Raw genomic sequence first — 26,451 nt, forward strand, 5'->3', positions numbered from 1 at the left:
CGGCCACGCGCAGGACTCGGATCGGCGCGGCCGGGCCCGGCAGTTGGGGGACGAATATGGCTCGGACGGGCATGGTGAACCTGCTGGTCGCGGAGATGACCGCGGTGGCCGTGCTGTGCGTCGCGGTGCTGTGCGGAACGCCGTTCTGGATCGCGTTCGGGGTCGCCATAGCATTCGGACTGGTCTTGTTTTTACCCCTTGGCAAACGACCAGTTTCCGAATGGATCGGCACCCGCCTGCGCTTTCGCGCCCGCCGCCCGCGCCCCGTCGCCGAGCTCATCGACCATCGCGCCGCCGACGGCCGCTCCCTGGGGATCTTCCGGGACGGCAGCCGCGTGGTGGCCGTGGTCGAGATACTCCCGCCCCGGGGCGGATTGACCCGGCTGGATCGCGGCACGGTCCGCGCCGCACACCTGCTGCCGCTGCCCGAACTCGCGAAAAGCCTTACCCAGCACGATATTCAGCTGGCGGGCATCGATATCGTCTCGCACGGTCACCGCAGCCGCTCCGGCACACCCGCCGGTGCCATCTACGAATCGCTGATCGGCCCGCTGCCCGCCACCGCGCACCGCACCGTCTGGCTGGCCATCGCCTTCGATCCTCTGAACTGCCCGGACGCCGCCGCCCGGCGCGGCGGCGGACTGGACGGCGCGTGCCGCGCGGTCACCATCGCCACTCGGCGCATCCTGCGCACGCTGGAGGATGCCGACTGCGCCGCGCGCATTCTCACCGCGCCCGAAATCACCAGGGCCACACTGCAGATCACCGGCGGCAACGATCCGCGCGAACTCACCCAGCATTGGCGCTACGCCGAACTCGGCAACAGCGTGAACATCGGCGCGGCGGTCGCCCCGGCCCGGCTGGATTCCGAACAGCTTGCACGCCTGTGGATTCCACCCTCGCGCGGCACCACCGTCGCGGTCCGGCTGCGCCCCGGCAGTTCGGCGGAGACCGTGCGCATCGGCGCGGCCTGGCGGCTCACCGCGCGCGAACTGCCGCAGGAGCAACTGCAACCGCACATGATCTCCATGAACGGCAGGCATCGCGAAGCCCTGCTCGGTCAACTTCCGCTCGCCGCACCGGGAATGGACGACACCGTGCCCACCCGGGAACGCGAGATCGCCGATCTCGGGGCCGTCGAACTGCCCTCGGCGGGCTGCGGACAGCTGGTCGGCTCCGACGATGACGGCAATGGCGTCGCCGTCCGCCTTGTCGGACAGGGCATTTCGAGCGTCTACCTGGCGGGCGAACTGTACCTGGCGCAACAGCTGGTATTCCGCGCCCTGGCCATCGGCGAGAGCGTGCTGCTGCGCACCGAACGCCCGCACGTCTGGGAACAGCTGATCACCACCATCGGCAATCCGGAACGACTCACCCTGGCCGCCGACACCCACGAATCCGACGCCGGATTCACCGCCGTGCTGGTCGACGGCGTCCTCGCCCCCGCCCCGCACGCCGGGATCACCACCATCTACCTGGCCGGAGATCCGCTGGGCTGGCCGGGCGCCCGCCCCGACCTGTCCATCACCCAACCCGGTGCCGGAGGCAACCGCATCACGCTCCGCACCGGAGCCACCCGCGTGGAACTGACCCTGGTTTCCATCCCCCGCGAATCCACCTACATAGGCCAGCCCCGCGCGGCGGCACTGTCCGGCTGATCGCACACGGGACAGCCCGGACGCTGTCGGCGACGCGATCAACCGAGCCGATCAGCCCGGGTACGGGTCGGCGGCGCGGGCGTCGCGCAAAGTGCGGCCCCACCAGCCGAGTTGGCGCAGCAGACGGCCCGCCGCGTCGATGGCGGCACCGTCCCGCGTCTCCCCCGCCGCATCGAATTTCCGCTTGGCTTCGTGGAAGCTCACGGTCTCGCGAATGGAGACCATATGGATCTCGGCAACCACCTGCCGCAACTGCTCGACCGCGCGCAATCCGCCGGAAAGCCCGCCGTAGCTGACGAATCCGATCGGCTTGGCCCGCCATTCCCGCTTGGCGGTATCGAGCGCGGTCTTCAGCGAGGCCGGATACCCGTGGTTGTACTCCGAGGTGACCACCGCGAAAGCGTCTGCGGCGGCGATCCTTTCGCAGTACGCACGGGATTCGTCGGTTTCGCTCAAATCCAGCGGCAGCGGCGTATCGAGCAGATCGAGCACGCCCACCTCGAATTGCCCGTCCGCCCGCGCCGCGCGCAGGAACCAGTCCGCGACCACGGGCGCGAACCGCTGCGGTCGCACACTGGCCACGATTACCTCAAGCCGCAGTGGAGTGCTCACCCGCCGAGCCTAAGCCCCGGCCACCGGGAACCGCGCTAGCGCTCGGCCCCCGCCGTGGCATAACCGGCCAGCCCCACCCCGGGACCGGTGCGCGCGCTGAATTCCAAGGCGTGCCGGGCCCGTTCGGGATTCGCGACCAGATGCCGGATATCGGTGATCCGATACTGTCCGGACACCACCGGGGCCGGACCGTCGAGGGCCTTGGCCATGGTGGACGCCACCTCCCACAGCGTGAGCGGTTGTCCCGAGGCGATATTCAACGGCACGAATCCGGCCAGCCGCCGCCGCACCGCCGCCACCGTGGCGGCGGCGACATCGCGGACGTGCACGAAATCCCTTACCTGCCCGCCGTCCTCGAACACCTTGGGCGACCGCCCCGCCAGCAGTTCGGCCCGGAAGCGCGCCACCACACCGGTTTCCGCCGAGCGCAGCGTCCGCGCGGTATCGGCCGGTTCCCCGTACACGTGGTGATAGCGCAGCACGGTGGCCGCCGAACCGGTGCTGGCGACCCAGGCCAGCGCGTAATGCTCCTGCGCGACTTTGCTTGCGGCGTAAGCGCTCCGGGGCCGCAGCGGTGCGTCCTCGCCCAGCGACTCCCAGGTCAGCAGATCCCCGGTGCGCGGTGCGCGGTGGTCGAACAGGCCGCGATCGAGATCCGCCCGCCGCCGCAGTCCCGGGAAGAACGGCCCCTGCCGCCCGGCCCGGTACCGCCCCTCGCCGTAGACCGCGACCGATGATCCCAGCACCAGCCGCCGCACCCCGGCCCGCTCCATCGCCGCGAGCAGCACCGCCGTCCCGGCGTCATTGTGGGTGGCGTAGATGGCGGCCCGCTGCATCTCCATCGGCCCGCGCGCGGGTTCGCGCGAGGGCTCCACCGGCCCGCGCACACAGGGTCCGGCCCCGTGCCCGGCATCCTCCCGGCGTCCCGCCGAAGTCTGCACGCGCCCACCGGATTCCATCCCCGCCGCGGCCCGCAGCGCGCCGCCGTCCAGCGGCCGGATCAGCTTGCGCCCGTCCTCGGGCACATCGGCGCGCTCGGCCGCCGTATGCGGCGGCACCCAGCGCCCCGGGCCCGGACCGGGCAGATCCGGAATCGGCACCGCGGCGGCCAGGTGGCACACCACGTCGACCCCGCGCAGCAGCGGTTCGAGCGCATCCGGATTGCGAATATCGACGCGCGAAACGCCTTCGGGGACAGTGGGATCGAAACCGTGGACGGAGTCGAGCAGGGTGTCGATGGCGATCACCTCGTGCCCGGCTGCGGTGAGGGCGCGCCGCACATGGGAGCCGATATAGCCGGCCGCGCCGGTCAGCAGTACTCGCGTCCGGTCGGCCTGGGGTCCGCCTTCGCTCATGGCCCCAGCCTAGGCGACCGCGGCGCGGGGGTGAGGAGCGGAAAAGCCAAGGCCCGGTCCGACACTGCGAACCGGGCCGATGAGCTGGGGTTCCGCCTACGGCAGCTCGAACGGGAGCTGCACGCCCGTGCCAGTGAGCACGCGGCACGCATCGCAGGTGTCATCGCCCTCGACGGCGGCGATGGCCCGCGCCACCAGTGCCTTGAACGGCACCAGATTGCGCTCGAACTCGGCGAACACGTCGACCGCGCTGACACCGTGCCCGGATTCCACGCCCGCGTCCAGATCGGTCACGAGAGCGATTGCGGAGTAGCACATTTCGAGTTCCCGGGCGAGTACGGCCTCCGGATGCCCGGTCATATTGACCAGTTCCCAGCCCAGCCCGGCGAACCACTGGCTCTCCGCGCGCGTGGAGAAGCGCGGCCCCTGCACCACGACCATGGTGCCGTGATCCTTCAGCGGCAACTCGGTCCCGGCCGCCGAGATGGCGGCGGTGCGCAGCTCACCGCAGTACGGGTCGGCGAAGGACACGTGCACGCCGCCCGCGTCGTAGAAGGTCTGATCGCGCCCGGAGGTGCGATCGACCAGCTGATCGGGCACCGCCACGGTGCCCGGCCCCCAATCGGCGCGCAGGCTGCCCACCGCACAGGGCCCGAAGATCCGGCGCACGCCGAGGGTGCGCAGCGCCCACATATTGGCGCGGTAGGGCACGGTGTGCGGGGAGTACTCGTGTTTGCGCCCGTGTCGCGGCAGGAAGGCGACCGAACGCCCTTCCACCTGTCCGATGGTGATGGGCGCACTGGGTGCGCCGTAGGGCGTCTCGAGCTCCACGGTGGTCGCATCGTCGCCGAAGAAGTCGTAGAACCCGCTGCCGCCGATAATGGCCAGCGTGGCCCGAGGATCCGAACTCATGCGGGCAATTCTTGCGCATGCGCGCATGAGTGGTGCTACCGGATCGGAGCATGTACCCTAGGGGGGTATTGATGCCGGGAGTGAGGAAATCGTCGGTGACCAGCGAACAGACCGCCACAACCGAATCCGTCGACGCACCCGCAGCCGACGCATCCCACCACGACCACGGCTCGCACGGCTACATCACCGCCAAGGACGACTACCTCAAGCGCCTGCGCCGCATCGAGGGCCAGGCCCGCGGCCTGCAGCGCATGGTGGAAGAGGAAAAGTACTGCATCGACATCCTCACCCAGGTCTCGGCCATGACCAAGGCCCTGCAGGCGGTGGCCATGGGCCTGCTCGAGGATCACATCAGCCACTGCGTCGTGGACGCCGCCGTCGCGGGCGGCCCGGAAGCCGAGGCCAAGATCAAGGAAGCCACCGACGCCATCGCCCGCCTGGTGCGCTCCTGAGCTACGCCGATTGCGCCCGGAATTCGCTCGGGGTCATCCCCATTTCCTGCCGGAAGACGCGATAGAAGTTGCGTTCGTCGGCGAATCCGGCCGCACCGGCGATCGTGGCCAGCGAGCGGGAGCCGGGTTCGCGGAGCAGGTTCCGCGCGTGCTCGAGGCGGGTGCGGCGCACCAGTGCGCCGAAGCCGCCGAATTGCTCACAGGCGCGATAGAGGGATCGCCGGGACAGACCGCAGGCGTGCGCCACCTCCTCGACCGTCATGGCCGGATCGGCGTGATGATCCCGGACATACGCCGCGATCACCTCGTGTATCAGCGCCGGGCTGTTCCGCGCGTATCCGGCGTCACCGGCGATGAGTGAGAGCGCCCCGGCGAGTAGTTCGAAGCCGTGCCCGGCCAGCACGTCCGCGGCGGGATCGGCCTCGGCGCCCAATTCGGCGAGACCGCACAGGAATTCGGCCACCACGGCGAGGGTGCCGCGCACCGCTATGGGCGTGGCCATCGGCAGGTCGGCGGGCGCCAGGCCGGTGCTCGCCAGCAACCGATCCAGCGGAATGCGCAGCATGACCGATTCGGCCTCCGCCGCGTGCGAACCGGCGAAGGGGCGGCTGGTGTCGATCAGCACCAGCGAGCCCGGCCCCCAGTCGGCCCGGCGGCCGCCCTGTTCCATCCGCGCTCTACCGGTCCGCTGAATGCTGACCAGCAGGTAGTCCTGATCGGAGCGGGCGATGTGCCGGCGCGTTCGCGCGATGCGCTGCGTAGTCGCGCCGATGACGGCGGCGCCGAACTGTTCGAATTGGGTGTCGGCGATATGGGCGCGAAACTGCCCGGGCGGCAGCCCGTTTGCCCCACCGTCGGCCGGTGTCACCGAGAGCGGTACGAACGCGGCGGTGACCAGTGCTTCCCATTTTTCGAAGGCCAGTTGCGGTGAGGTGTCTGTACCCGAGCGCACGATGGCCGATACCGAGTGACTCACCTTTCCGATCTTCGCATCGAATGACTAGACAGACCATTCGGTTCGCAGATTGCCCGTCAACAGGCGGCCAAACCGCCCGGTCCCGAGCCGAGCATGAGCGGTACCGCCCAGCGATCCGCACCCAGCCGACGCGGCGTCGCCGTGCGCGCGGCCTGCTGTCCGCGCCGCATGCGCGGCCGCGCCGCGAGATCCACCTCGCGCCGATCCGGTGCGGCCGAACCGATCTCCAGATCCGCGTACAGAATCCCCTCCGCGCCCGCGGCGAGCGGCGGAACCACCTCGGCCCCACCCGCGGCGTAGATCCGCGCCTGCCCACTGCTCCGGACGCCCTGCGGCCCACGACGATCCCAGGCCGCCGCGCCGACCACCGCGCACGGCGCCACCACGTAGGCGTTCGCCTCCAGCGCGTACATGCGGCTCACGGTCGCGGGCGAATCCGGGCCGGGCATCTCACCTTCCGGATTTCCCGGCCAGGCCGCGATATGAATCTGCTCCTCATCGGCGCGCAGCGCCCGGGTCAGCAGCGGCCGCTGATTCTCCTGTCCGGAGAGCGCGCCCACCTTCCCGATCACACCGTGCCGCACCGCCGGGAGATTCGGTGTGCCGGAAGCGAATACCTTGCGTTCAATCGGATTGAGCCCGGCTTTTCGCCGCACCGAAACGATCTCACCGTTCTCGTCGATAACAGCCTGTGCCATATAGATTCGACGATCCTGTCGTTCCCCGAATCCGAGTACCACGTGTATGCCGTGATCCCTTGCCGCGCCGGTGATTCGGCGCATTTCCGCGCCGTCACGAGTTATCGAATTCTCGCGGCAGCGGGTCGAATATTCGACGTTCCACTGATTGGAATCCACCCAGCGCCACCATGGATAACCGGGTAGGAAGGTCTCCGGGAATGCGACCAGGCGAGCGCCCGACGCGGCAGCGGCGCCGATCAGTTCGACAACCTGCTCCACTCCCTCCGATAACCGCAGCCATTTCGGCTCGGCCTGGATCGCCGCCACTCGCACAGTCTTTCTCATCCCATTTCCCTCATGGAATGGATGCTTGCGGAATGGCGACACAGCACGCCATGGCCGAGTGTGCCGCTTTACCGACTGTTCATGCCACTGCGGTGTTTATAGCAATAAACAGTTCAAGGCAATGTACGGAATGCTCCGGGGGTAGTACCCATTTCGGTGCGGAACGAACGATAGAAGCTGCGCTCGGTCAGGAAACCCGAAGCCTTCGCCACCGCGGACAGCGGCAACTGCGGTGCGGTGCGCAACAACTCACAGGAACGCTCGATGCGCATACGCCGCAACACCGCCCCCGGACCGCCCTCGAACTCACCGAACACGCGATACAGAGTACGCCGCGACATTCGGCAACCTTCCGCGATTCGATCGACTCCGAGATCCGGATCCGCGCAGTTCTCGCGCATGAAACTCAACACCCGCTGCCGATTCAGCGCATCGGCGGACTGATCCCGCGGCGCACCGCCCGAGGCCGCCACCACCGCCGCGGCCAGCAGATCCATTCCGGGCTCGGCCAGCAGCGCCGCACCACCCGGATCATCGCGCCGCAATCGGGCCACACTCCGGAAGAATTGCGCGACCACGCCCGGCGCGCTTTCCCTCGAAAAGTGCTTCGCGGTAGGCACTTCCGCGCCCATCACACCGTAACGCTCGCGCAGCTTGCTCATCGGCACCTGTAGTACGACCTGTTCCCACTCCTGATCGAATTCCCAGTCATAGGGCCGCGAGGTGTCGTAGAACACGATGCCCCCGGGCCCGACTTCCGCGACTCGATCGTCCTGACGTAACCGCGCACTACCGGAAAGCGGAATGCTCGCCAGCAAGAACTCGTCCTCGGTGCGAGCGATCAGCGAACCGGTGCGGTGGATCAACTGCGGCGTCGACCCGACCACGGTCAGCTCCATATCGCCATATCGGGCGTGCTCGATATGCCCGCGAAACAGGCCGGTGGGCATGGGCGAAACCGCAAGTGGCACATAGGCCGCACTCACATGCGCTTCCCAGCGCTCGAACGCCTCCACCGTCGACGCATCCGATCCGGACCGCACCTCGACCCGATTGACTTGCTCAGACCGCTCCACTCCCCATCCCTCGACACATTCGACGGCCGCTGCCCGGCCGAATACCGGGCAGTGTCCCAGATCCACCAATACACGGCCAACAACCGAAAATCACTGCGGCCGTTGATCAGCCGACCTTCCCACGGCACTCGGAAAAACGCCGACGCCACTCGGAGCGAATGCTAGGCCGCGGACTCGCAACTCAGATCCAACTCCAGGTCCGCGTACAGGATTCCCTGTTCATGCCCGCTGAGCGGAGCCGCCAACTCGGTACCCCCCGGCGCGTAAATTCGAGAATGCCCGCCCGGCCCCCGCACCAGCTGTTTGGCGGGTTCCGTTCCGCCGCGCCGACTTTCGCTGCCCGCCACATCCATCACCGAACAGGCCGCGATCACATTCAGATTGCCGACCACCGCGTACCAGAGCGTGGCGGCATTGTTCACCCGCACACCCCAGTCCACATCCCGCGCGATGATGAAACCGGGCCAGGACACGATATGCAGCTGCGCGCCGGTGCGTTCCAGCTCGCGGCGCGCGGGCAGATGCAACTGCTCGGACCCGCCCTGCACGCCGATCCGCCCGATATCGGTGCGGAACACATACGGGTCGGTGATCTCGCCGCAGCGGAAGATCCGATGCTCCAGCGGCGTCAGCTCCGGCTTGCGCCGCACCCCCGCCAGCACGCCCCGATCATCGATGAGGCATTGCGACATGTACAGCGAGCTCCCGCAGCGTTCACTGAACCCGAGCAGTACGTGGATGCGATGCCGGCGCGCGGCATCGGCGATGCGGCGGAACTCGGTGCGGCCCACGGTCAGCGAATTGGTCCGATAGCGCGCGAAGAAACCCTGCCCCCAACTCACCGAATCGAGCCACAGCCACCACGGGTAACCGGGCAGGAAGGTCTCCGGGAAAGCGACCAGCCGCGCACCGCCGGCCGCCGCCGCCTCGATGAGTTCGATGGCCTGCTGGACGCCCGCCCGCAGGTCCAGCCACCGCGGTTCGGCTTGGACGGCTGCAACACGCACCTTCGTCGGCACCTCGGCTCCCTTCGACACGATGGGGATGATCTGTGCCATCACCCTTCGCCGAACGGCTGCCCGGTACAGCGACATCCCGTGCCGAGCTACCGACGTGGTGTGCCTGGGTCCAATTGGGCGCGGAATTGCCCGGGCGTCTGCCCGGTCTCATCGCGGAACGCGCGATAGAAATGCCGATCGGTGGCGAAACCGGACGCCGCCGCGATCGCGGCCAGCGGCCGATTCGGATCGGCGCGCAGCAGACGGCGGGCATGTTCGACCCGCATCCGCCGCACCAGCGCCGCCGGACCGCCGAACCCCTCGCACAGCCGGTACAGCGTGCGCCGCGACACCAGGCAGGCGTGCGCCACCTCGTCCACGGTGAGCTCGGGATCGGTATAGCGCTTGCGGAGGTAGGCCAGCACCTGCTGGCGCGTGTACAGCGAATCCGAGGGGGCGGGCGAATTGCGCCCGGTGGCCAGCAGCACCGCGGAGGACAGCATGCCAGCGATCTCCGAATCCAGTACCGTTGCGGCCCTGGAGGTCTCATCGGGCGCGAGTTCGGCCAGCCCGCGGAAGAACCCGGCCACCACGCCGAGCGCACCGGTGGTGGGCAATGGCGTGGCGATCGGCAGTTCGTCACGCACCAGCCCGGCGTGCTCGAGCACCAGATGCATGGGGGCGCGCACGATCGCCGATACCGAATTCTCGGTGGTGCGGCTCTCGATCGGGCGGGCACTGTCGAAGAAGACGATGGAACCGGCGGGCGTATCGGCCACCCGGCCGTTCTGCTCGGTCCAGTTCGAGCCTTCCACAACGATATTCACCAGCAGGAACTCCGCGGTGGCCTGTTCGACCTGACGACGGGTGCGCATAACCCGCTGCGCGCTGGCGGACATGAGGGTGAAACTGGAGCGATCGAACTGGGTCGTACTGACCCTGCCGTGCCAATGTCCGGTGGCCAGCGGCTCGATCGTGGAGGGCAGCACAGCATCGGAGACCAGTGCCTCCCACTGCTCGAATGCCTGGCGAGCCGAGGTTTCCGTACCGGAGCAGACCTCGGCGCTGGCGGTTGCCGCGTTTCCCACCCCAGCATCATCCCATCCCCCGGGCACCAGCAAACATGTATTGAACCTGTTCGAACCCGGCGAAACGGACCAGTTACCTGAGAATTCCAGGCAGTTACCAGAGAATTTCGGGCAGTACGCCGCCCGGTCGTCGGCGGCTCGACAACGACCGGACGGCGTCTCCGCATCGCATGACCCGACCCGTCGGCATCATCGGCGACTGCCAGCGCAAAGAGGTCGAGCGCTACGTGCAGGCAACGCATCGCCTCGGGGCACAATCGTGACGAGGAGACCGCCGGTGCACGGGGTCAGCGATTTGGCTACAGGGCTACCCCCGGCACGAACCGGGTGCCCCACAAGTATTCACACCGGCAGCCACACTGTGACTGCCCATCGGTGCCAAGTCACTGACCATTGACGTCAGTCCCGTTCGCCACGCATCGCGCACAATGCGTCCCGGCGCCACCCGATGCGCCGCGGCACATCGCGCACAATGCATCGAGCCGGAACGGCATCGGGCGGCGCGCCCGCGAATCACGCGTGCACGGAGCGGAATTCGCCCGGCGTCATTCCGATCTCGCGTTTGAAGGCGCGATAGAACTGTCGCTCGGAGACGAATCCGGCGGCCCGCGCGATGGAGAGCAACGGCCGGGTCGGATCGGTCCGGATCAATGCCAGCGCGCGCTCGATTCGCATGCGGCGCAACATCGCCGCCAGCCCGTCCTCACCATTCTCGAACAGCCGATACAGCGTGCGCCGCGATACCGAACAGGCCGCCGCCACCCGGTCCACCGTGAGCCCCGGATCGGCATAGTGTTGCTGGATATACGCCATCGCCTGCTGTTTGGTGAGCGCCTGCATCGGCTCGTCATGCGGTGCGGCACCGGCCGCCAGCTGCACCACCGAGGCCAGCAAACCCGTGCCGTGCCGCGCCAGCACCGAAGCCTGTTCGGGCGCGGTGTGCTGCAATTGCGCGAGGCCGCAGAAGAATCGGCCGACGATCCCGGCCGCACCCTCCGGCGGAAAGCGCACCGCCGTCGGCAATCGGTCCGAGGCGACACCGGACGCGCTCACCACCTGCGATAGCGGCACCTGCACCGCCACCACACCCCAGCTCTGCTCGAAATGCGCGGTGAACGGGCGCGAGCTGACGTACAGCAGCAGTCCGCCGTCGGCCATCTCGCCGACCCGGCCGTCCTGTTCCAGCCAGCCGCGCCCGTGCGTGGTCACGCTGGCGAACAGGATGGGTTCGTCCGGTTCGTCGATCAGCCGCGGAATGCGGGTGATGTGCTGACCGCTCGCGTCAACCGTCGAGACATCCAGATCATCGAACCGGGACTGCACTATTCGGGCCCGGAAGTCGCCGGATCGCACCGGCGTCACCACCAGGGGCACGTACGCCTGTGCCACCGCTGCCTCCCACTGCTCGAAGGTCTCCTGTTCGGAAACCTCCGGCATGGACCGCACCTCCACCACTGCGGGCTCCGGGCCGCTCATTGGCCGATTGTCGCACCATTGGGCGGGCGGAAAGTCGAAATCCCTTCATAACTTCCAACTTTCGGGCCACGTGCCCGAATTCACCGGTGTGTCCCGACTGCCGAGTGTCGGATGGCGCGTGGAAAAACCCGCGCTTTGCGAGTTGCACTACGAATCCTCACGGCGGAGTTGAGGATTCGCGGCGACCGCCGGTTTCGACGCCGGCGCCCCGCAATCTTCCTCCGAATCCGGGAAAATCACGAATCCCGCTCCGCTATAGGCGAATTCGAGTCCAGTATGACTCAATCCCCACAGCATCCGGAAGAATCGGGCACAGTTCGCATTTCGCGGGTCTCCGCATTGCGCGCGGCCAGGTCCGAATCATCCGGATAATCCACCGCGATGAGACTCAAACCGTGCGCGGGCGCGACGGTGACCGCACTGGCGCGCTCGCGCTCGTTCAGCAATCCGCCGACCCATTCCGGGGTGCGCCTGCCCTCGCCGACCGCGAGCACCGCACCGACCAGACTGCGCACCATGGACCAGCAGAACGCGTCCGCGGAGACATACGCGGTGAGCAGATCGCCCTCGCGCTCCCAGTCGAAGCGCTGCAATTCCCGAATGGTGGTCGCGCCCTCCCGGCGCTTGCAGAAGGCCGCGAAATCGTGCAGCCCCAGCAGCTTTCGCGAGGCGGCCGCCATGGCCTCCAGATCCACACCGGGGCGGCACGGCACGATATGCCTGGCCCGCAATGGATCCGCGCCGTACGGGGCGGTGGTGAGGCGATACGCGTAATGCCGCCGGATGGCGGAGAACCGGGCGTCGAACTCCGGCGGTACCAGCCGAACATCCTTGACCCGCACATCTTTCGGCAGGAATCGCGCCAGCCGGTGCACCAGCCGCGGGCCGTCCACCTCGCCGTGCGTATCGAAATGCGCGACCTGACCCTCGGCGTGCACACCGGCGTCGGTGCGCCCGGCCACGGTCAGCTGGATCGGCTCGCGCCGCACCTTGCTCAGCGCCTCCTCCAGGGTGCCCTGCACGGTGCGCAGGCCGGGCTGGCGGGCCCAGCCGGTGAAGTCGGTGCCGTCATAGCCGATGTCGAGCCGTACCCGAACCGAAACCGGCTCCGGCGCCTGATCCTCCACGGTCACAGCGATCTCCTGGTTAACATGAAGAAAGCCCGCCGACCCGGAGGGGACGGCGGGCTTCCTCATGGAATGAGACGGAAGACTAGTCTTCCTTCTTCTCCTCGGCAGCGGCCTCGGCCGGAGCGTCGGCGACGACCTCGGCGGCGGTCTCCTCGGCCGGAGCCTCGGCGACCGGGGTCTCGGCCTGCTGCGAAGCCGCGACGCGACGGGCACGATCGGCCTCGTTGGTCACGGTCTTCTCGCGAACCAGCTCGATGATCGCCATCGGAGCGTTGTCACCCTTGCGCGGGATGGTCTTGATGATGCGGGTGTAGCCACCCTCGCGACCCTCGAACGACGGGCCGATGTCCGCGAACAGCGAGTGCACGACGTCCTTGTTGCGGATCACCTTCATCACCTCGCGACGGTCGGCAAGGGAGCCGGCCTTCGCCTTGGTGACAAGCTTCTCGGCATAGGGGCGCAGCGCCTTGGCCTTGGACTCGGTGGTCTTGATGCGACCGTGCTCGAAGAGCGCCGTGGCCAGGTTGGCGAAGATCGCCTTCTGGTGCGACGCCGACCCGCCGAAGCGGGCACCCTTCTTGGGCTTGGGCATTGGAATCTCCTGTGTCTAAGACCGCCGGGGCGCCCGCCCCATACGGCCTAAAGCTGTTCGGTCTCGGCGTAGTCCTGCTCGCCGCTGTCGGTGTCGCTGAACGAACCGCTGTCGCTCCAGGTGCCGCTCGCCGCGTCGTAACCGACGACGGAGGACGGATCGAAGGAGGCCGGGGAGTCCTTGAGGGACAGACCAAGCGAATGCAGCTTGACCTTGACCTCGTCGATGGACTTCTGGCCGAAGTTGCGGATATCCAGCAGATCGGACTCGGTGCGGGCAACCAGCTCGCCGACGGTGTGCACACCCTCGCGCTTGAGGCAGTTGTAGGACCGCACGGTCAGGTCCAGGTCCTCGATCGGCAGACCGAACGAAGCGATGTGATCCGCTTCGGCCGGGCTCGGGCCGATCTCGATGCCCTCGGCCTCGACGTTCAGCTCGCGAGCGAGACCGAACAGTTCGACCAGAGTCTTACCCGCCGACGCCAGCGCATCCCGAGCGGAAATCGAGTTCTTGGTCTCGACATCCAGGATGAGCCGGTCGAAGTCGGTGCGCTGCTCGACACGAGTCGCCTCGACCTTGTAGGTCACCTTGAGAACCGGCGAGTAGATCGAATCCACCGGAATCCGGCCGATTTCCGCACCCGACGCCTTGTTCTGCACGGCAGGAACGTAGCCGCGACCGCGCTCGACAACGAGCTCGATCTCCAGCTTGCCCTTGTCGTTCAGGGTCGCGATGTGCATGTCCGGGTTGTGCACGGTCACGCCGGCCGGGGGAACGATGTCCCCACCGGTGACCGAGCCCGGGCCCTGCTTGCGGACGTACATGGTGACCGGCTCGTCCTCTTCGGACGAGACAACCAGGCCCTTGAGGTTCAGGATGATGTCGGTGACATCTTCCTTCACGCCCGGAACCGTGGTGAACTCGTGCAGCACGCCGTCGATACGAATGCTCGTAACGGCAGCCCCCGGGATCGAGGACAGCAGCGTGCGGCGCAGCGAGTTACCGAGGGTGTAACCGAAACCCGGCTCCAGCGGTTCGATGGTGAACCGCGACCGGTTCTCGGACACAACCTCTTCGGTCAGTGTCGGTCGCTGTGAAATCAGCATGGATTTCTCCTCCTTCGAGCGTCCGCTATTTGACGCTCACGACTGGAAAATGTTGCTGCCCTGAACAATTCAGGGCACCAACCAGCGATGCGCTGAGCGCACCTCATTACTTCGAGTAGAACTCGACGATCAGCTGTTCCTGCAGCGGAACATCGATCTGCGCACGCTCGGGGAGCTGGTGCACCAGAATGCGAAGACGGCCCGGAACGACCTGGAGCCAACCCGGAACGGGACGGTCACCGACGGTCTCGCGCGCAACCTGGAAAGGCAGCGTGCCCAGCGACTTCTCCTTGACATCGATGATGTCGTACTGGGAAACCTGGTAGCTGGGGACGTCGACCTTCACGCCGTTGACCACGAGGTGGCCGTGGCTGACGAGCTGACGAGCCTGACGACGGGTACGGGCCAGACCGGCGCGGTACACGACGTTGTCCAGACGGGTCTCGAGCAGACGCAGCAGGTTGTCGCCGGTCTTACCCTTCTGGCGGTTCGCCTCTTCGTAGTAGCGGCGGAACTGCTTCTCCATGACGCCGTACGAGAAGCGAGCCTTCTGCTTCTCCTGCAGCTGCATGAGGTACTCGGATTCCTTGATCCGCGCGCGGCCGTGCTGGCCGGGCGGGTAAGGACGACGCTCGAACGCCTGGTCGCCTCCAACGAGGTCAACACGAAGGCGACGCGACTTGCGGGTGATGGGGCCTGTATAACGAGCCATGATTCTCTACCTTTTCCTTCCCGCTTAGACGCGACGCCGCTTGGGCGGACGGCAGCCGTTGTGCGGCTGCGGGGTGACATCGGAGATCGTGCCGACCTCGAGGCCGGCGGCCTGGAGGGAACGGATCGCGGTCTCGCGGCCCGAGCCCGGGCCCTTCACGAACACGTCGACCTTCTTGACGCCGTGCTCCTGCGCCTTGCGGGCAGCGTTCTCGGCGGCGAGCTGCGCGGCGAACGGGGTCGACTTACGCGAGCCCTTGAAGCCGACGTGGCCCGAGGACGCCCAAGAGATGACGTTGCCGGACGGGTCGGTGATCGACACGATGGTGTTGTTGAACGTGCTCTTGATGTGCGCGTGGCCGTGCGGGACGTTCTTCTTATCCCGGCGACGCGACTTCTGAGTCTTCTTCGGACCCGAGGTCCTGCTCTTCGGAGGCATGCGCTATCCCTACTTCTTCTTGCCGGCGACGGTCTTCTTCGGACCCTTGCGCGTGCGGGCATTGGTCTTGGTCCGCTGGCCGCGCACAGGCAGGCCACGACGGTGACGCAGGCCCTGGTAGCAGCCGATCTCGATCTTGCGACGGATGTCGGCCTGAACCTCGCGGCGCAGGTCGCCTTCCACCTTCAGAGCGGAGCTTTCGATGTAGTCACGCAGAACCGTGACCTGCTCATCGGTGAGGTCCTTGGAACGGATGTCACCGGAGACACCGGTGGCTTCCAGGATCTCCTTGGCGCGGGTGCGACCAATGCCGAAGATGTAAGTCAGCGCGATCTCCATGCGCTTTTCGCGCGGAAGATCGACGCCCATCAGACGTGCCATGTGGCATTTCCTTAATGGTTGCGGAGGTCTGCTCCCTGGCCGTCCCCTCGTAATGGGGCCCCGGCCTCCGTACCGGGGGAAGGCCGCCATCCGCCCCCTGCGGGGCTCGACAACGGCGACTGGCGTTGGGAGTTACTTCTGTGTTGCTGCCAATCCGAATCGCGTTCGGTGCTTGGCTGGTGAGCGACCGGGGTTGCCCCCGGCGATCACGGCGCTGAGCGTCTTACGACGATCAGCGGCGAGATCAGCCCTGACGCTGCTTGTGGCGCAGGTTCTCGCAGATCACCATGACCCGACCGTGACGGCGGATCACCTTGCACTTCTCGCAGATCGGCTTGACGCTGGGGTTGACCTTCACGTCAGATCCAATCTGGTTCCGTGTGCTCACTGGCCGTGAACACAGTTTTTCCCCGGCCTAATGGCCGGGGAAGACCCGGAGCGGAAAAGCTCCGGAAGCCTCTTATGCCCGGTTAAGGGCAAATCACTTGTAGCGGTAGACGATCCGACCGCGGGTCAAGTCGTAGGGCGACAGCTCCACGACGACGCGATCCTCGGGCAGAATGCGGATGTAGTGCTGCCGCATCTTGCCGCTGATGTGCGCGAGAACCTTGTGACCGTTCTCCAGCTCAATCCGGAACATCGCGTTGGGCAATGGTTCGATAACCCGGCCCTCGACCTCGATGGCCCCTTCCTTCTTCGCCATATCCTCCGCGATCCCGTTTCAGGCTGAACCTGGTTGGTTCAACTCATCACGTCTTTCAGTCTGTCGTAGTTAGTCGTGCACTACATGCGACCGGGTGCGATACTCGCTGACAGTCGCTCATCCGCACGGAATGTGGACATGCCACAGCCAGCAGGTAGGTGCACCGCCGACCAATGCTACCCGCTGCGTCAGATGCGGCCAAATACGCCCTGCTCGGGGTGGGCTGGAACACGCTCGGCCCAGGGTTGGGAAGCACCGGACGGGGCAGTCTGTATCGGTTACCGCCAAGCTGGGTGGGTGCGAGCTCGCGCAGGCCCGAGCACGGCACGGCGAGAGATCGCTAAACTACGGCCTGTCCTGCCAGACCGCGCAACACACGGGGGTTGATGTGAGCCGCAATAACGACGGGCTCCCCATGCTTCCGCCATGGCTGTCCGAGAGCGATGTCTCCCAATCCGGCTACGAAGCCCCCGTGGAGAACCTCCCGCACGACGACCTCATCCCCGAGGAGAAGTCGCCCCGTCGCCTCTTCGGCCGTCGCAAATCCCGCAAGGACAGCACCCCGGAAACCGACCCGGCTCCCACCCGCCAGCCCTGGTCCACCTCCGACCCGCACCTCCCCGCGCCCCCCATCACCCCCGAACTCGACTCCCCGGGCAACGGCAACGGCCGCTTCACCACCCCGCCGAACCCTCAGCGCGACAGCCACTCCCCGGCCTCCGACACCCAGCACCGCACACCCGCCGAACAGCGTGGACCGTCGCCCCAGTCGGCGCGCGAGTCGAACCCCACCACTTCCGGTACCGATCTGCCCGCCCGCCCGAACAACGGCGCGGCCCCGGATCAACAGCCCCCGGGCGCACGCTTCTCCGCCCCGCCCGCCCCGGACTCCCATCGCGGCGCACCACAGCCGTCATTCGGACAACCCCGCCAGTCGACCCCGCTCCCCCCACCCCCGCACGGCGCACCCCCCATCCCCGATGCGCCCCACCAGCATTCGCCTTCCCCGGCACAGCCGACCGCCCCCGCAGCCAACGCAGCACCGGCGCGGCCCGCTCTCCCGGATTCGCCGCCGCAGAGTGCCCGGCCCGGCACCCGCGTACCCACGCAGCAGTCCGATTCGCCCGCACCGCAGGAGCCGGGCGCGGCGAGCTCGCGCGCCCCGCTGCCGCCCTCCCCGAGCGAGATCGCCAGGCAGCGACCGGCGCTTCCCGATCCCCCTCCGCACCAGCCCGAAGCAGCGGCCCCCACCGCCCCGCCGCGGCTACCCCCGCTCGAAGGACCCGGCGCACAGCCCGATCCCCACACCCCCGCCCCGGAAGCCAGGCAACGCCCGCCGCTGCCCGAGCCACCCACGCACGCCGACCAATCCGTTCCGCCCGGCGCACCGCTCGAGGGCTCGGATACCGCTGCGCCACCGGCATTCCCGGTCCCAGGCACACCGGTGGACGACATCCTCGCCCCGCCGCGCACCTCAGCCCCGGTGGACGACATCCTCGTCCCGCCACGCACCTCGGCCCCGGTGGCCGAGCCGCCGCTGCTCCCACCCCCGCCGCACGGTGGCGGAAGCCCGCTCCCGCAGGGACCGGCCGTCACCGGCCCACTGGCTTTCCCTGTGCCGGGCACTCCCCTGGACGACATCCTCGCGCCGCCCCGGCCGACCACACCCGCGAATACGCCGACTGACCAAGGCAATTCAGGCGGAGAACCGGCCCGGCCCGCCTTCGCGTCGGATATGACTGTCCGGGTACCGGTTTCACCCGCATCGCCGCACCCGGACCAGGCCGCTCCGGAAGCACCGCGTGAATCCACGCCCGGGACGGCGCAGCGTCCGACCGGCTCGGACCACGACACTCCTCGAAACCCTGCGGCGCCCAATGCCGCGCCGAACGGCTTGCCCGATCCCAGCCTCGGGTCCGTGCACGACACCCCCCTCGCCACGGGAACCACCTCGCGGCCCAACCCGGCCACACCCCAGAGCGCAGCGCCGACTTCCGCGGAACCCAGCACCGGTCTGCCCGTAGACAGCGAAGAGGATACGAACACCGGCCGGCATCGAGCGATCGACGCGGCACTGCCGGGAACCCCGGAATCCATTCCAGGACAACCGACTTCACCTACCGACTCCCAAGGCAGCCGAGGGCCGGACCCCGCCCCCGCCACCCCGCCGGACCACGCACCGCAGGCGGCGAGGCCGCCTTGGCGTCCCCCCACCGCTCCCCTGCCCGGACAGCAGGCTCCCGCAACGGATCCGCAGCACGGATCCACTCCCGGACCGCAGCAACCCTCCCGCGCGGGACACGGACCCCATCAATCCGACGCCCAGCGGGGACGCGCACCCGAGCGGCTTGATCAGACACCGCCGCCGCATGGCCCCTCCGCAACACCCGGAGGACCCTCGACCGGAGGCCAGTGGCCCCCGGCAGGACCCGCGACGGGCCCGCACGGATCCCCCGCACCGCAGTACGGCCCAGCTGCGCAGCACGGCCCCGCGACCGGACCGCACGGCCCAGGCCCGCAAGGCCCAGGCCACCAGGGCGCACACACCGGCGGCCTGCCGGTCCTCACACCCCCGGACGCACCGGGAATGGCCGCATGGCACCGCGGACCCCAGCCACCGCAGCAGGGCACCCCCGTTGCGCCGCAGCACAATCCGCCCCACCACGCTCCCGGACAAGACTTGTCGGGTCAAACACCCCAGCACGCCCCCGAACAGGGTCTGCCAGGCCAACCCCCGCAACCTGTCGGACAGGGTCTGCCGGGCCAACCCCCGCTGCCCGTCGAACAGGGTCTGCCGGGCCAACTCCCGCAACCTGTCGGGCAGAGTCTGCCGGGCCAACCCCCGCAAACCATCGGACAAGGTCTGCCGGGTCAACGCCCGCAGCCCGTCGAGCAGAGTCTGCCGGGTGAGGCGGCGCAGAGCGGTTCGCAGGGACCCGCGACGCACCAGCCCTCCGCGCCTGCCGCGGCATCGGATCGTTCACCGCTCGGGTCGGCTCGGGTACCGGGAGCCAACTGGGCTCCGAACCCATTGCTGTCGGGTCCGAACACCTGGCAACAGAACCCGGCCCTCGCCGAAAGCAACCCCGCCGCACCGAATTCCGGCGGATCCGCTACCAACGGCGGCCCTTCGGCGGTCCCCCCGACCGCCCCAACATCACCCGCTGGCACCCCCACTCCGGCTCGCCCGGATGGAGCACCCCAGCCCGATCAGGCCGCGCCGAACGCGCCCGCCCACCAGTTCCCGCCCGCCAACCAGCTTCCGGGCGTCAACCACGTCCAACCGGCGAACCAAGCACCGGCGCAACCCTATTGGGGCCCAGACGGTCCGATGGGCATCAATCCCCAGACGGGCCAGGAGCATTCCGAGGCCGCCGCAGCGCAGGCGAACTGGGGTGTACCGCAGGGACTCGCCCATGGCGCCGCGAACAACGGCGGACAGTCGCAGCCGACCCCAGTCGCACCGAACTGGGTTGCGCCTCAGCAGCCCGGCACAGTTCCGGGCGGGTCAGCCGATCGCAGCGGAGGACCGCAAACCGGCGCCCGGGGGCAGGCGACCCCGAATGGACAGCGGACCGGAGCCGACGAGTCGAGCGCAGTCGGCCGGGAAGCGACCGGTGAGCCTGCCGGACAGGCGAACTGGGGAGTTGCGCAGCCGGGAGCCGCAGACAATGGCGCGGGTAGCGGACAGCCAGGTGCGCCGGGGTATGCCCAGCAGGCACATGGGCAACAGCAGGGTCCGGTGACGCAGGGGCAGCAGGCTGGGCCACAGGCGTACGGGCAGCAAGCTGGAGCTGAAGCGTACGGGCAGCAGCCTGGGGCTGAGGCGTATGGACAGCAGCCCGGCCCGGCAGGGTATGGCCAGCCGGGGTATGGGCAGCAACCGGGTGGGTATGTGCCGCCCGCTGCGCCTTTGCAGTTCGGGGTGGGGCGGCAGCAAGGGGTGCCTTCGCTGGATGATGTGCCGTTGCGGCGGGTGAAGAAGGCCGCCGGGTCGGGGTGGCGACGGGCCGTGCACCATGCGACCGGTGGGGCCATCAATCCGGGGATGTCCGCGGAGGAGCGGCGGCTGCAGGAGTTGGTGGCTCGGATTCGGCAGCCCGTGCGCGGGGATTACCGGATTGCCGTGCTGTCCTTGAAGGGTGGCGTGGGTAAGACGACCACGACCATGGGGTTGGGGTCGATCTTCTCGTCCATTCGCGGGGACCGCGTTATCGCGGTGGACGCGAATCCGGACTTCGGCACGCTGTCGCAGCGGGTGCCGTTGCAGACGCGCTCGACCGTGCGGGATCTGCTGCTGGATCCGACGATCGCGCGGTATTCGGATGTGCGGCGGCATACCTCGCAGGCCGGTAGCCGGTTGGAAGTGCTTGCGAGCGAACGGGATCCGGCGGCCTCGGAGGCGTTCAGCGAGGACGAGTACCGCAATGTGGCACGTATTCTGCAGCGCTTCTACAACATCATTCTGACCGATTGCGGTACGGGACTTATGCATTCGGCCATGGCGGGTGTGCTGGATCTGGCGCATTCGCTGGTGCTGATCTCGTCGTCGGCGATCGACGGCGCGCGCAGTGCCGCGGCCACGCTGGATTGGCTGTCCCTGCACGGGCACGACCATCTGGTGCGCAATGCGGTCGTGGTGATCAACCTGCCGCGCCCGGGCGCCCCGAATGTCGGTATCAATCAGCTGCGGGATTACTTCCTGTCGCGCTGCCGCGCGGTGCACATCATCCCGTACGACGGTCATCTGGGTGAGGGCGCGGAGATCGACTTGACCCGCCTGTCGAAGGACACCAAGCGCGCCTACGTGGAGCTCGCCGCCACCGTGGCCGATGATTTCGCCACCGATCACCGCCGCTACGGCGGCTGATAAGAACGCGGCTGATTCGACCCTGCTGGACGAAACGGAGCGGCGCACGAACCGCACCGCTCCTTTTCGTCCACTGTGTCCTGCGTCTCTTTGCGGCAGATTAACTGCCACCACCGTAGGGTCACGCGCAGGGAGTTGAGGCAGATGCATCTCGGAGCAGCCGTCGGCGTTCTGGACGAGGATCGGATGGCCGCCGCGCCGCGGCTCGAATTCGATCCTGGTTCGCAGCCGCCGGGCGCCAGGCTGGTCTGGCCGGGCGCTCCGGCCTCACTCACCGAGCTGATCGAGATCTTCTCCGCACTGGGCCTGCACGTCACCGCCCATGAGGTGAGCGCCGATGCGGCCGAGCATCGATTCACCTTCCGCCCCACCGCTTTCGAGCTCACCGAGCCGATGGCGGAGCTGCTGGCCGCGGCCTTCCTGGCCGCCGCCGAGGGCGAGTTCGAGATCGACGGCTTCACCAGTTTGACCGCGACCGCCGGTCTGGCCTGGCGCGATGTGGTGCTGGTGCGCGCGGCCTGCCGCTACCTGCGGCAGGCGGGCCTGCGTCTGGGCGGTCCGCGCATCGCCGAAATCCTCACCGCGCATTCGGATTTCGTGCGCGCGTTCGTCACACTGTGGCATGCCCGCTTCGATCCCGCGCTGCCGGATCGCACCGCTCGGGTGGAAGCGGCCGAAGCCGAAGTCCGCCACCGCATGGAAGCCGCGACCACACTCCCCGAGGATCAACTACTGCGCGGCCTGTCCACATTTTGCACAGCGGTATTGCGCACCAACTGGTTCCAGCCCGATCGCGCGGTCGCCGCGTTCAAAATCGATCCGTCACGCCTGTCGCTGACCGGTCCGATCACCCCGTACCGCGAGATCTTCGTGCATTCCACTCGCGTGGAGGGCAGTCATGTGCGCAGCGGCGTGATCGCACGCGGCGGCCTGCGCTGGTCCGATCGCGTCGACGACTTCCGCACGGAGGTACTGGGTTTGATGAAAACCCAGACGGTGAAGAATTCGGTGATCGTCCCCATGGGCGCGAAGGGCGCGTTCGTGGTGCGCGGCGGTGTCACCGATCCGGCGTCGGTGGAGCGCGCGTACGCGGCGTTCATCGGCGGCCTGCTCGATGTCACCGACAATATCGTCGAGGGCGTGAGTACCCCGCCCGCGCACACGGTGGTCTACGACGATCCCGATTCGTATCTGGTGGTGGCCGCGGACAAGGGCACCGCGCGGTTCTCCGATCTCGCGAATTCCATTGCGGTGGAGCGTGGTTTCTGGCTGGGCGACGCTTTCGCCTCGGGCGGTTCGACGGGCTATGACCACAAGACGCTCGGCATCACCGCGCGCGGCGCGTGGCGTTCGATCCGGCAGCATTTCGCCGAACTCGGCATCGATCCCGAGGTGCAGCCGTTCACGGTGACCGGCATCGGCGATATGTCGGGTGATGTCTTCGGCAACGGCATGCTGGAAACCGAATGCATCCGCCTGGTCGCCGCTTTCGACCACCGGCACATCTTCCTCGATCCGGATCCGGACCCGGTGCTGTCGTTCAAGGAGCGCACCCGCCTGGCGGCTCTGGAGCGCACCAGCTGGGCGGATTACGACCCGACGCTCATCTCCGAGGGCGGCGGCGTCTGGCCGCGCACCGCGAAATCGGTTCCGCTCTCCCCACAGGTGCGACGACGATTGGGCGTCACCGCAACGGAATTGCCCGCACCGGAACTGATTCGGGCAATGCTGTGCGCGGAGGTCGATCTGCTGTTCAACGGCGGTATCGGCACCTATGTGCGGGCCGGCGGCGAACTCGACGCCGAGGTCGCCGACCCGTCCAATGACGAGGTGCGGGTGAGCGCCGACCGCCTGCGCTGCCGAGTCATCGGCGAGGGCGGCAATCTGGGGCTGACCCAGCAGGCCCGCATCGAATTCGCCGTCGCGGGCGGCAAGGTGAACGCCGATTTCATCGATAACGCGGCGGGCGTCGCCACCTCCGACCGCGAGGTGAATCTCAAGATCGCCCTGGATTCCGCGGTGGCGGAGGGTCTTTCGACGGTCGCCGAGCGCAATAAGCTGCTCGCCGCCAATGCCGACGCCGTGGCGCGGGCGGTGCTCGCCGATTGCGATCGGCAGGCCCTTGCCATCAGCCTGGCCGAGGCGCACGCTCCCTTCCTCATCGACCGGCACGGCCGCCTGATCGAAAATCTGGAGCAGGCAACCGATCTCGATCGCGCGGCCGAATTCCTGCCCACCCGGGCCGAACTCGCCGCCCGCCGTCGCGCGGGTAAGGGCCTGGTGCGCCCGGAGATCGCGGTGCTGCTGGCCACAGCCAAGAACCTGGTCCGCGATGAACTGCTGGCCTCGGACGCCCTCGACGATGCGGTCGTATCCGGAACCCTGGCGGGCTATTTCCCGGAGCGCATTCGCACGCTGCTGGGCGAACGACTGCTCAACGAGCATCCGGTGGCGCGCGAGATCGTCGCGGTGGCAGCGGCCAATCAGGTGATCAACCGGGTCGGCCCCGGCCTGATCCATCGCCTGGAGGAGCGCATCGGCGCGGGCACCCCGCAGATCGTGCTGGCCTGCACCGTAATCGACACGGTGCTGGATGTGGACCGCTGGTGGCGCGACGCCCTGGCGCTGCCGGGCGTCTCCCCCCAGGTCCGCATGGGCGTGCTCAAGGGCATCCAGGACGCGGTGGAACAGTCCACCGCCTGGCTGCTCACCCACCGCTCCGACGATTCCTGGTCCGCCGAAATCGACCGCCACGCACCGCTTGTCGCGGAACTGATCGCGGTGCTCCCCCGCCCGGGCGGTCACTCCGGCCGGGACCTGGCCAACCTGCGCCTACTCGCCCAGGCCCTCCCCCTGAGCGATACGGCCCGCCGCACCCGCCTACCGGTCGCCCTGGTCGCCCAGACCTACCGCGAACTGGGCGAACTGATCGGCCTGGATTGGCTGGCAACGACTTTCGCCACCGTCCGCACCTCCGATCACTGGGAAACCCTCGCCGCCGCCGTCCTGGCCGACGAACTCCAATCCCGCTGGCACGCCCTGGTGGCCGCGGTCCTGTCCGAGGCCACCCCCGGCGATTCCGCCCGCGACCACGTCACCGCATGGAAGGACAAACAGGCCGCGACCCGCCTGATCGAACTCGTCGGCCAACTACAACGTTCCGACACCGTCGATATCGCCCGCCTGTGCGTGGTCAATGCCGAATTGGCCACGGCCGCAACACTCTAATCTCCGAGAGCTGTCCAACGCCGCGAAAGTGTTCAAGCGGCGACTGACCCACGGGGGATGGTACGAGCTCAAGTGGATCAACGGCGGGCGATGACCGCCAGGAGCAGCTCGGCGCGGACCAGGGCCTGATCCAGCTGGCAGCCGAGGACGGATTCGATTTTCGCCACTCGGCTGCGCAACGTATGACGGTGTACGCCAAGGGCGTTGGCGGCGGTTTCCCATTGGCCGTGTGCTTCGAGGTACGCGCGCAGTGAGGTGATGAGGTCGGTGCCGTGCCGTTCGTCGTAGTCGACGAGGGGTTGCAGCATGGCTTCGGAGACCGCGCTCAGGACGCGTTGCGCCTCCGGGAAGGCAAGCAGCGCATGGCCCGCCAGCGCCGCGAGTTCGAGCGGGCGCGCACCGGGCAGGGCGGCGGAGGCGGCGAGTTCGGCGTGTTCGATGGCGGCGTTGAAGCGGCGCAATGGATGTGGGGCGCTGAGCCCGGCGCGCAAGGTGGCCCGGACTTCAGCGGGAATTCCGGTGAGCAGTTGTTCGGCGGTGGCGTCGGTGTCGGAGCCCGGGAGCAGCACCGCCACCCGATCCCCGGCGAGATGCGCGAAGAGCTGCCGATTCTGCGGATGCAACTGCGCGTCAACGGTTTCCAGCGCCTGTCTGGCCACCGGCGCGGAGGCACACCGCAGTACCAGGGCGCGCACGCGTCCGGTGCGGTCGGCGGCGGCCGCCAGGTGTTGCCACATGATGTCCGGATCTCCGGGCTCGTCCAGCAGCATCGCCATGGCCTGGGAGTTCAAGCGGTTCTGTGCGATGTGCAGTCGTGCGGGCTTCTCGAAGTCGAGGGCGAGCAGTGAGCTGGCATGGCCGAGCAGCACCTGATCCACCGAGCCGATCGCACCGGCGGTCACCACCGCGAGGTGTCCGTGCACCGTATGTCCGGCCGTAATGGCTTGCAGCACAATGTATTGCCCGGTCGGCAGCTGTATCGCACCGCTGCCGACCGCATCGCTGCGGGTGGCCAGGAATTCCCGGATACGGTCGAGTATCTCGGCACCCGGCTGCCGCGGATGCGCCTCGGCGATCGCACCGTCGGCCCCGACCACCAGCACGGTGGCCGATAATGCCGCTGACAGCTCCCGGATCACCGCCCGCACTCCCTGAATGGCGGCCCGGGTCATGCGCGGTTGCGCGCGGGAGGCGCGCAGCACCTTCTCGTATTCCTGTTCGGCGAGCCGCTGCATCACCTTCTTGGTGATCGCGCCGAACGGCGTCGGCAGCGGCACCTCGAACAGCGGCAGCCCGCACTGATCCGCGGCCTCGACCAGATCCTCGGGCACGGTCTCGTGCGAGAGCCCGACGCCGAAGCCGAGTCCCGCGATTCCGGCCCGATACAGATCCTGGAGATAACGCAGCCGGTCGGGACGGCTGAGCGGTAACCCCATTCCGGTGGTGAGCACGAGTTCCCCGCCGGACATCCACTGCTGCGGTTCGGTGAGCTCGGAGGTGAGCACCAGGGTGACGGCGCGCCCGAGTCCGTCTCCGCCGCCTTTGAGGACCAGTCCCAGCTCGGGTTGGGACAGTATCCATCGGACCGGAATTCCCGCGTTCACAGCTCTCCCGTAGCAAACTGGACAAGTTGTCGAAACCTGATTCTGCCTCCACGCCGATC

The 26,451-nt window shown here is 68.0% G+C and carries 21 protein-coding genes and 1 pseudogene; 4 read left to right on the plus strand and 18 right to left on the minus strand.

All coding sequences use genetic code 11. The features are described 5' to 3' along the window. The first annotated feature begins 56 nt into the window (after window positions 1–56). Window positions 57–1,658, plus strand: coding sequence for a type VII secretion protein EccE (gene eccE / locus AB0L82_RS24655; protein ID WP_364640741.1), 1,602 nt, complete (start codon window positions 57–59; stop codon window positions 1,656–1,658). Between the two features lie 51 nt (window positions 1,659–1,709). On the opposite strand, the gene AB0L82_RS24660 is transcribed toward eccE, so the two are convergent. The 3 genes from AB0L82_RS24660 to AB0L82_RS24670 form a co-directional block, all read right to left on the minus strand. Further along, window positions 1,710–2,270 carry an NAD(P)H-dependent oxidoreductase gene (locus AB0L82_RS24660; RefSeq protein ID WP_364640744.1) on the minus strand — a complete coding sequence of 187 codons (561 nt, stop codon included), beginning with the start codon at window positions 2,268–2,270 and terminating at the stop codon, window positions 1,710–1,712. Window positions 2,271–2,305: 35 nt separating this feature from the next. Further along, window positions 2,306–3,625: an NAD-dependent epimerase/dehydratase family protein gene (locus AB0L82_RS24665; protein WP_364640747.1), complete on the minus strand. Its 1,320-nt coding sequence runs from the start codon at window positions 3,623–3,625 to the stop codon at window positions 2,306–2,308. Between the two features lie 96 nt (window positions 3,626–3,721). Continuing rightward, a complete protein-coding gene (locus tag AB0L82_RS24670) occupies window positions 3,722–4,537 on the minus strand; it encodes an S-methyl-5'-thioadenosine phosphorylase (RefSeq protein WP_364640750.1) in 816 nt (271 codons plus the stop codon). Window positions 4,538–4,608: 71 nt separating this feature from the next. Here AB0L82_RS24670 and AB0L82_RS24675 point away from each other — a divergent pair, with 71 nt between their 5' ends. Next, a complete protein-coding gene (locus AB0L82_RS24675) occupies window positions 4,609–4,989 on the plus strand; it encodes a metal-sensitive transcriptional regulator (RefSeq protein ID WP_364640753.1) in 381 nt (126 codons plus the stop codon). A 1-nt stretch (window position 4,990) separates the two neighbouring features. On the opposite strand, the gene AB0L82_RS24680 is transcribed toward AB0L82_RS24675, so the two are convergent. The 14 genes from AB0L82_RS24680 to infA all read right to left on the minus strand — a co-directional run bounded on the left by AB0L82_RS24680 (window position 4,991) and on the right by infA (window position 16,690). After that, window positions 4,991–5,965 carry an AraC family transcriptional regulator gene (locus AB0L82_RS24680; RefSeq protein ID WP_364640755.1) on the minus strand — a complete coding sequence of 325 codons (975 nt, stop codon included), beginning with the start codon at window positions 5,963–5,965 and terminating at the stop codon, window positions 4,991–4,993. 56 nt (window positions 5,966–6,021) lie between these two features. Next, entirely contained in the window at window positions 6,022–6,990 is a 969-nt protein-coding gene (locus AB0L82_RS24685) for a nitrilase-related carbon-nitrogen hydrolase (protein WP_364640758.1), read from the minus strand. A gap of 113 nt (window positions 6,991–7,103) precedes the next feature. Next, complete coding sequence (locus AB0L82_RS24690; RefSeq protein WP_364640760.1) at window positions 7,104–8,066, minus strand: AraC family transcriptional regulator; 963 nt, start codon at window positions 8,064–8,066, stop codon at window positions 7,104–7,106. A gap of 161 nt (window positions 8,067–8,227) precedes the next feature. Beyond that, the gene (locus AB0L82_RS24695; RefSeq protein ID WP_364640763.1) at window positions 8,228–9,103 is read right to left on the minus strand and encodes a nitrilase-related carbon-nitrogen hydrolase; all 876 of its coding nucleotides are present in this window, start codon (window positions 9,101–9,103) and stop codon (window positions 8,228–8,230) included. A gap of 68 nt (window positions 9,104–9,171) precedes the next feature. After that, on the minus strand, window positions 9,172–10,152 hold the full coding sequence (locus AB0L82_RS24700; RefSeq protein WP_364640766.1) for an AraC family transcriptional regulator: 981 nt from the start codon (window positions 10,150–10,152) through the stop codon (window positions 9,172–9,174). Between the two features lie 513 nt (window positions 10,153–10,665). Next, on the minus strand, window positions 10,666–11,628 hold the full coding sequence (locus tag AB0L82_RS24705; protein WP_364640769.1) for a helix-turn-helix domain-containing protein: 963 nt from the start codon (window positions 11,626–11,628) through the stop codon (window positions 10,666–10,668). A gap of 281 nt (window positions 11,629–11,909) precedes the next feature. Then, on the minus strand, window positions 11,910–12,761 hold the full coding sequence (gene truA, locus AB0L82_RS24710; RefSeq protein ID WP_364640772.1) for a tRNA pseudouridine(38-40) synthase TruA: 852 nt from the start codon (window positions 12,759–12,761) through the stop codon (window positions 11,910–11,912). A 79-nt stretch (window positions 12,762–12,840) separates the two neighbouring features. After that, window positions 12,841–13,350 (minus strand): 50S ribosomal protein L17, encoded by a 510-nt coding sequence (rplQ, locus tag AB0L82_RS24715; RefSeq protein ID WP_364640775.1) that lies wholly within the window; start codon window positions 13,348–13,350, stop codon window positions 12,841–12,843. A gap of 47 nt (window positions 13,351–13,397) precedes the next feature. Next, window positions 13,398–14,456, minus strand: coding sequence for a DNA-directed RNA polymerase subunit alpha (locus tag AB0L82_RS24720; protein WP_364640777.1), 1,059 nt, complete (start codon window positions 14,454–14,456; stop codon window positions 13,398–13,400). Window positions 14,457–14,562: 106 nt separating this feature from the next. Further along, the gene (gene rpsD / locus AB0L82_RS24725; protein WP_067561710.1) at window positions 14,563–15,168 is read right to left on the minus strand and encodes a 30S ribosomal protein S4; all 606 of its coding nucleotides are present in this window, start codon (window positions 15,166–15,168) and stop codon (window positions 14,563–14,565) included. A gap of 24 nt (window positions 15,169–15,192) precedes the next feature. Next, entirely contained in the window at window positions 15,193–15,606 is a 414-nt protein-coding gene (gene rpsK / locus AB0L82_RS24730; RefSeq protein ID WP_364640780.1) for a 30S ribosomal protein S11, read from the minus strand. Window positions 15,607–15,615: 9 nt separating this feature from the next. Further along, a complete protein-coding gene (gene rpsM / locus AB0L82_RS24735; protein ID WP_067561705.1) occupies window positions 15,616–15,987 on the minus strand; it encodes a 30S ribosomal protein S13 in 372 nt (123 codons plus the stop codon). Between the two features lie 244 nt (window positions 15,988–16,231). Beyond that, window positions 16,232–16,345: a 50S ribosomal protein L36 gene (gene rpmJ / locus AB0L82_RS24740; RefSeq protein ID WP_067561702.1), complete on the minus strand. Its 114-nt coding sequence runs from the start codon at window positions 16,343–16,345 to the stop codon at window positions 16,232–16,234. Window positions 16,346–16,468: 123 nt separating this feature from the next. Further along, window positions 16,469–16,690 carry a translation initiation factor IF-1 gene (gene infA / locus AB0L82_RS24745; protein WP_040804562.1) on the minus strand — a complete coding sequence of 74 codons (222 nt, stop codon included), beginning with the start codon at window positions 16,688–16,690 and terminating at the stop codon, window positions 16,469–16,471. 3,931 nt (window positions 16,691–20,621) lie between these two features. Here infA and AB0L82_RS24750 point away from each other — a divergent pair. Then, window positions 20,622–21,560: pseudogene (locus AB0L82_RS24750) on the plus strand (MinD/ParA family protein); the annotation flags it as partial. Window positions 21,561–21,704: 144 nt separating this feature from the next. Beyond that, entirely contained in the window at window positions 21,705–24,788 is a 3,084-nt protein-coding gene (locus AB0L82_RS24755) for an NAD-glutamate dehydrogenase domain-containing protein (RefSeq protein WP_364640785.1), read from the plus strand. Window positions 24,789–24,865: 77 nt separating this feature from the next. Here the strand turns inward: AB0L82_RS24755 and AB0L82_RS24760 are convergent, their stop codons facing one another. Next, window positions 24,866–26,392, minus strand: coding sequence for a PucR family transcriptional regulator ligand-binding domain-containing protein (locus AB0L82_RS24760; protein ID WP_364640788.1), 1,527 nt, complete (start codon window positions 26,390–26,392; stop codon window positions 24,866–24,868). Between the last annotated feature and the right edge of the window lie 59 nt (window positions 26,393–26,451).

Origin of the sequence: Nocardia sp. NPDC052001, assembly GCF_040680615.1 — a bacterium.
In the GTDB taxonomy this organism is placed as follows: domain Bacteria; phylum Actinomycetota; class Actinomycetes; order Mycobacteriales; family Mycobacteriaceae; genus Nocardia.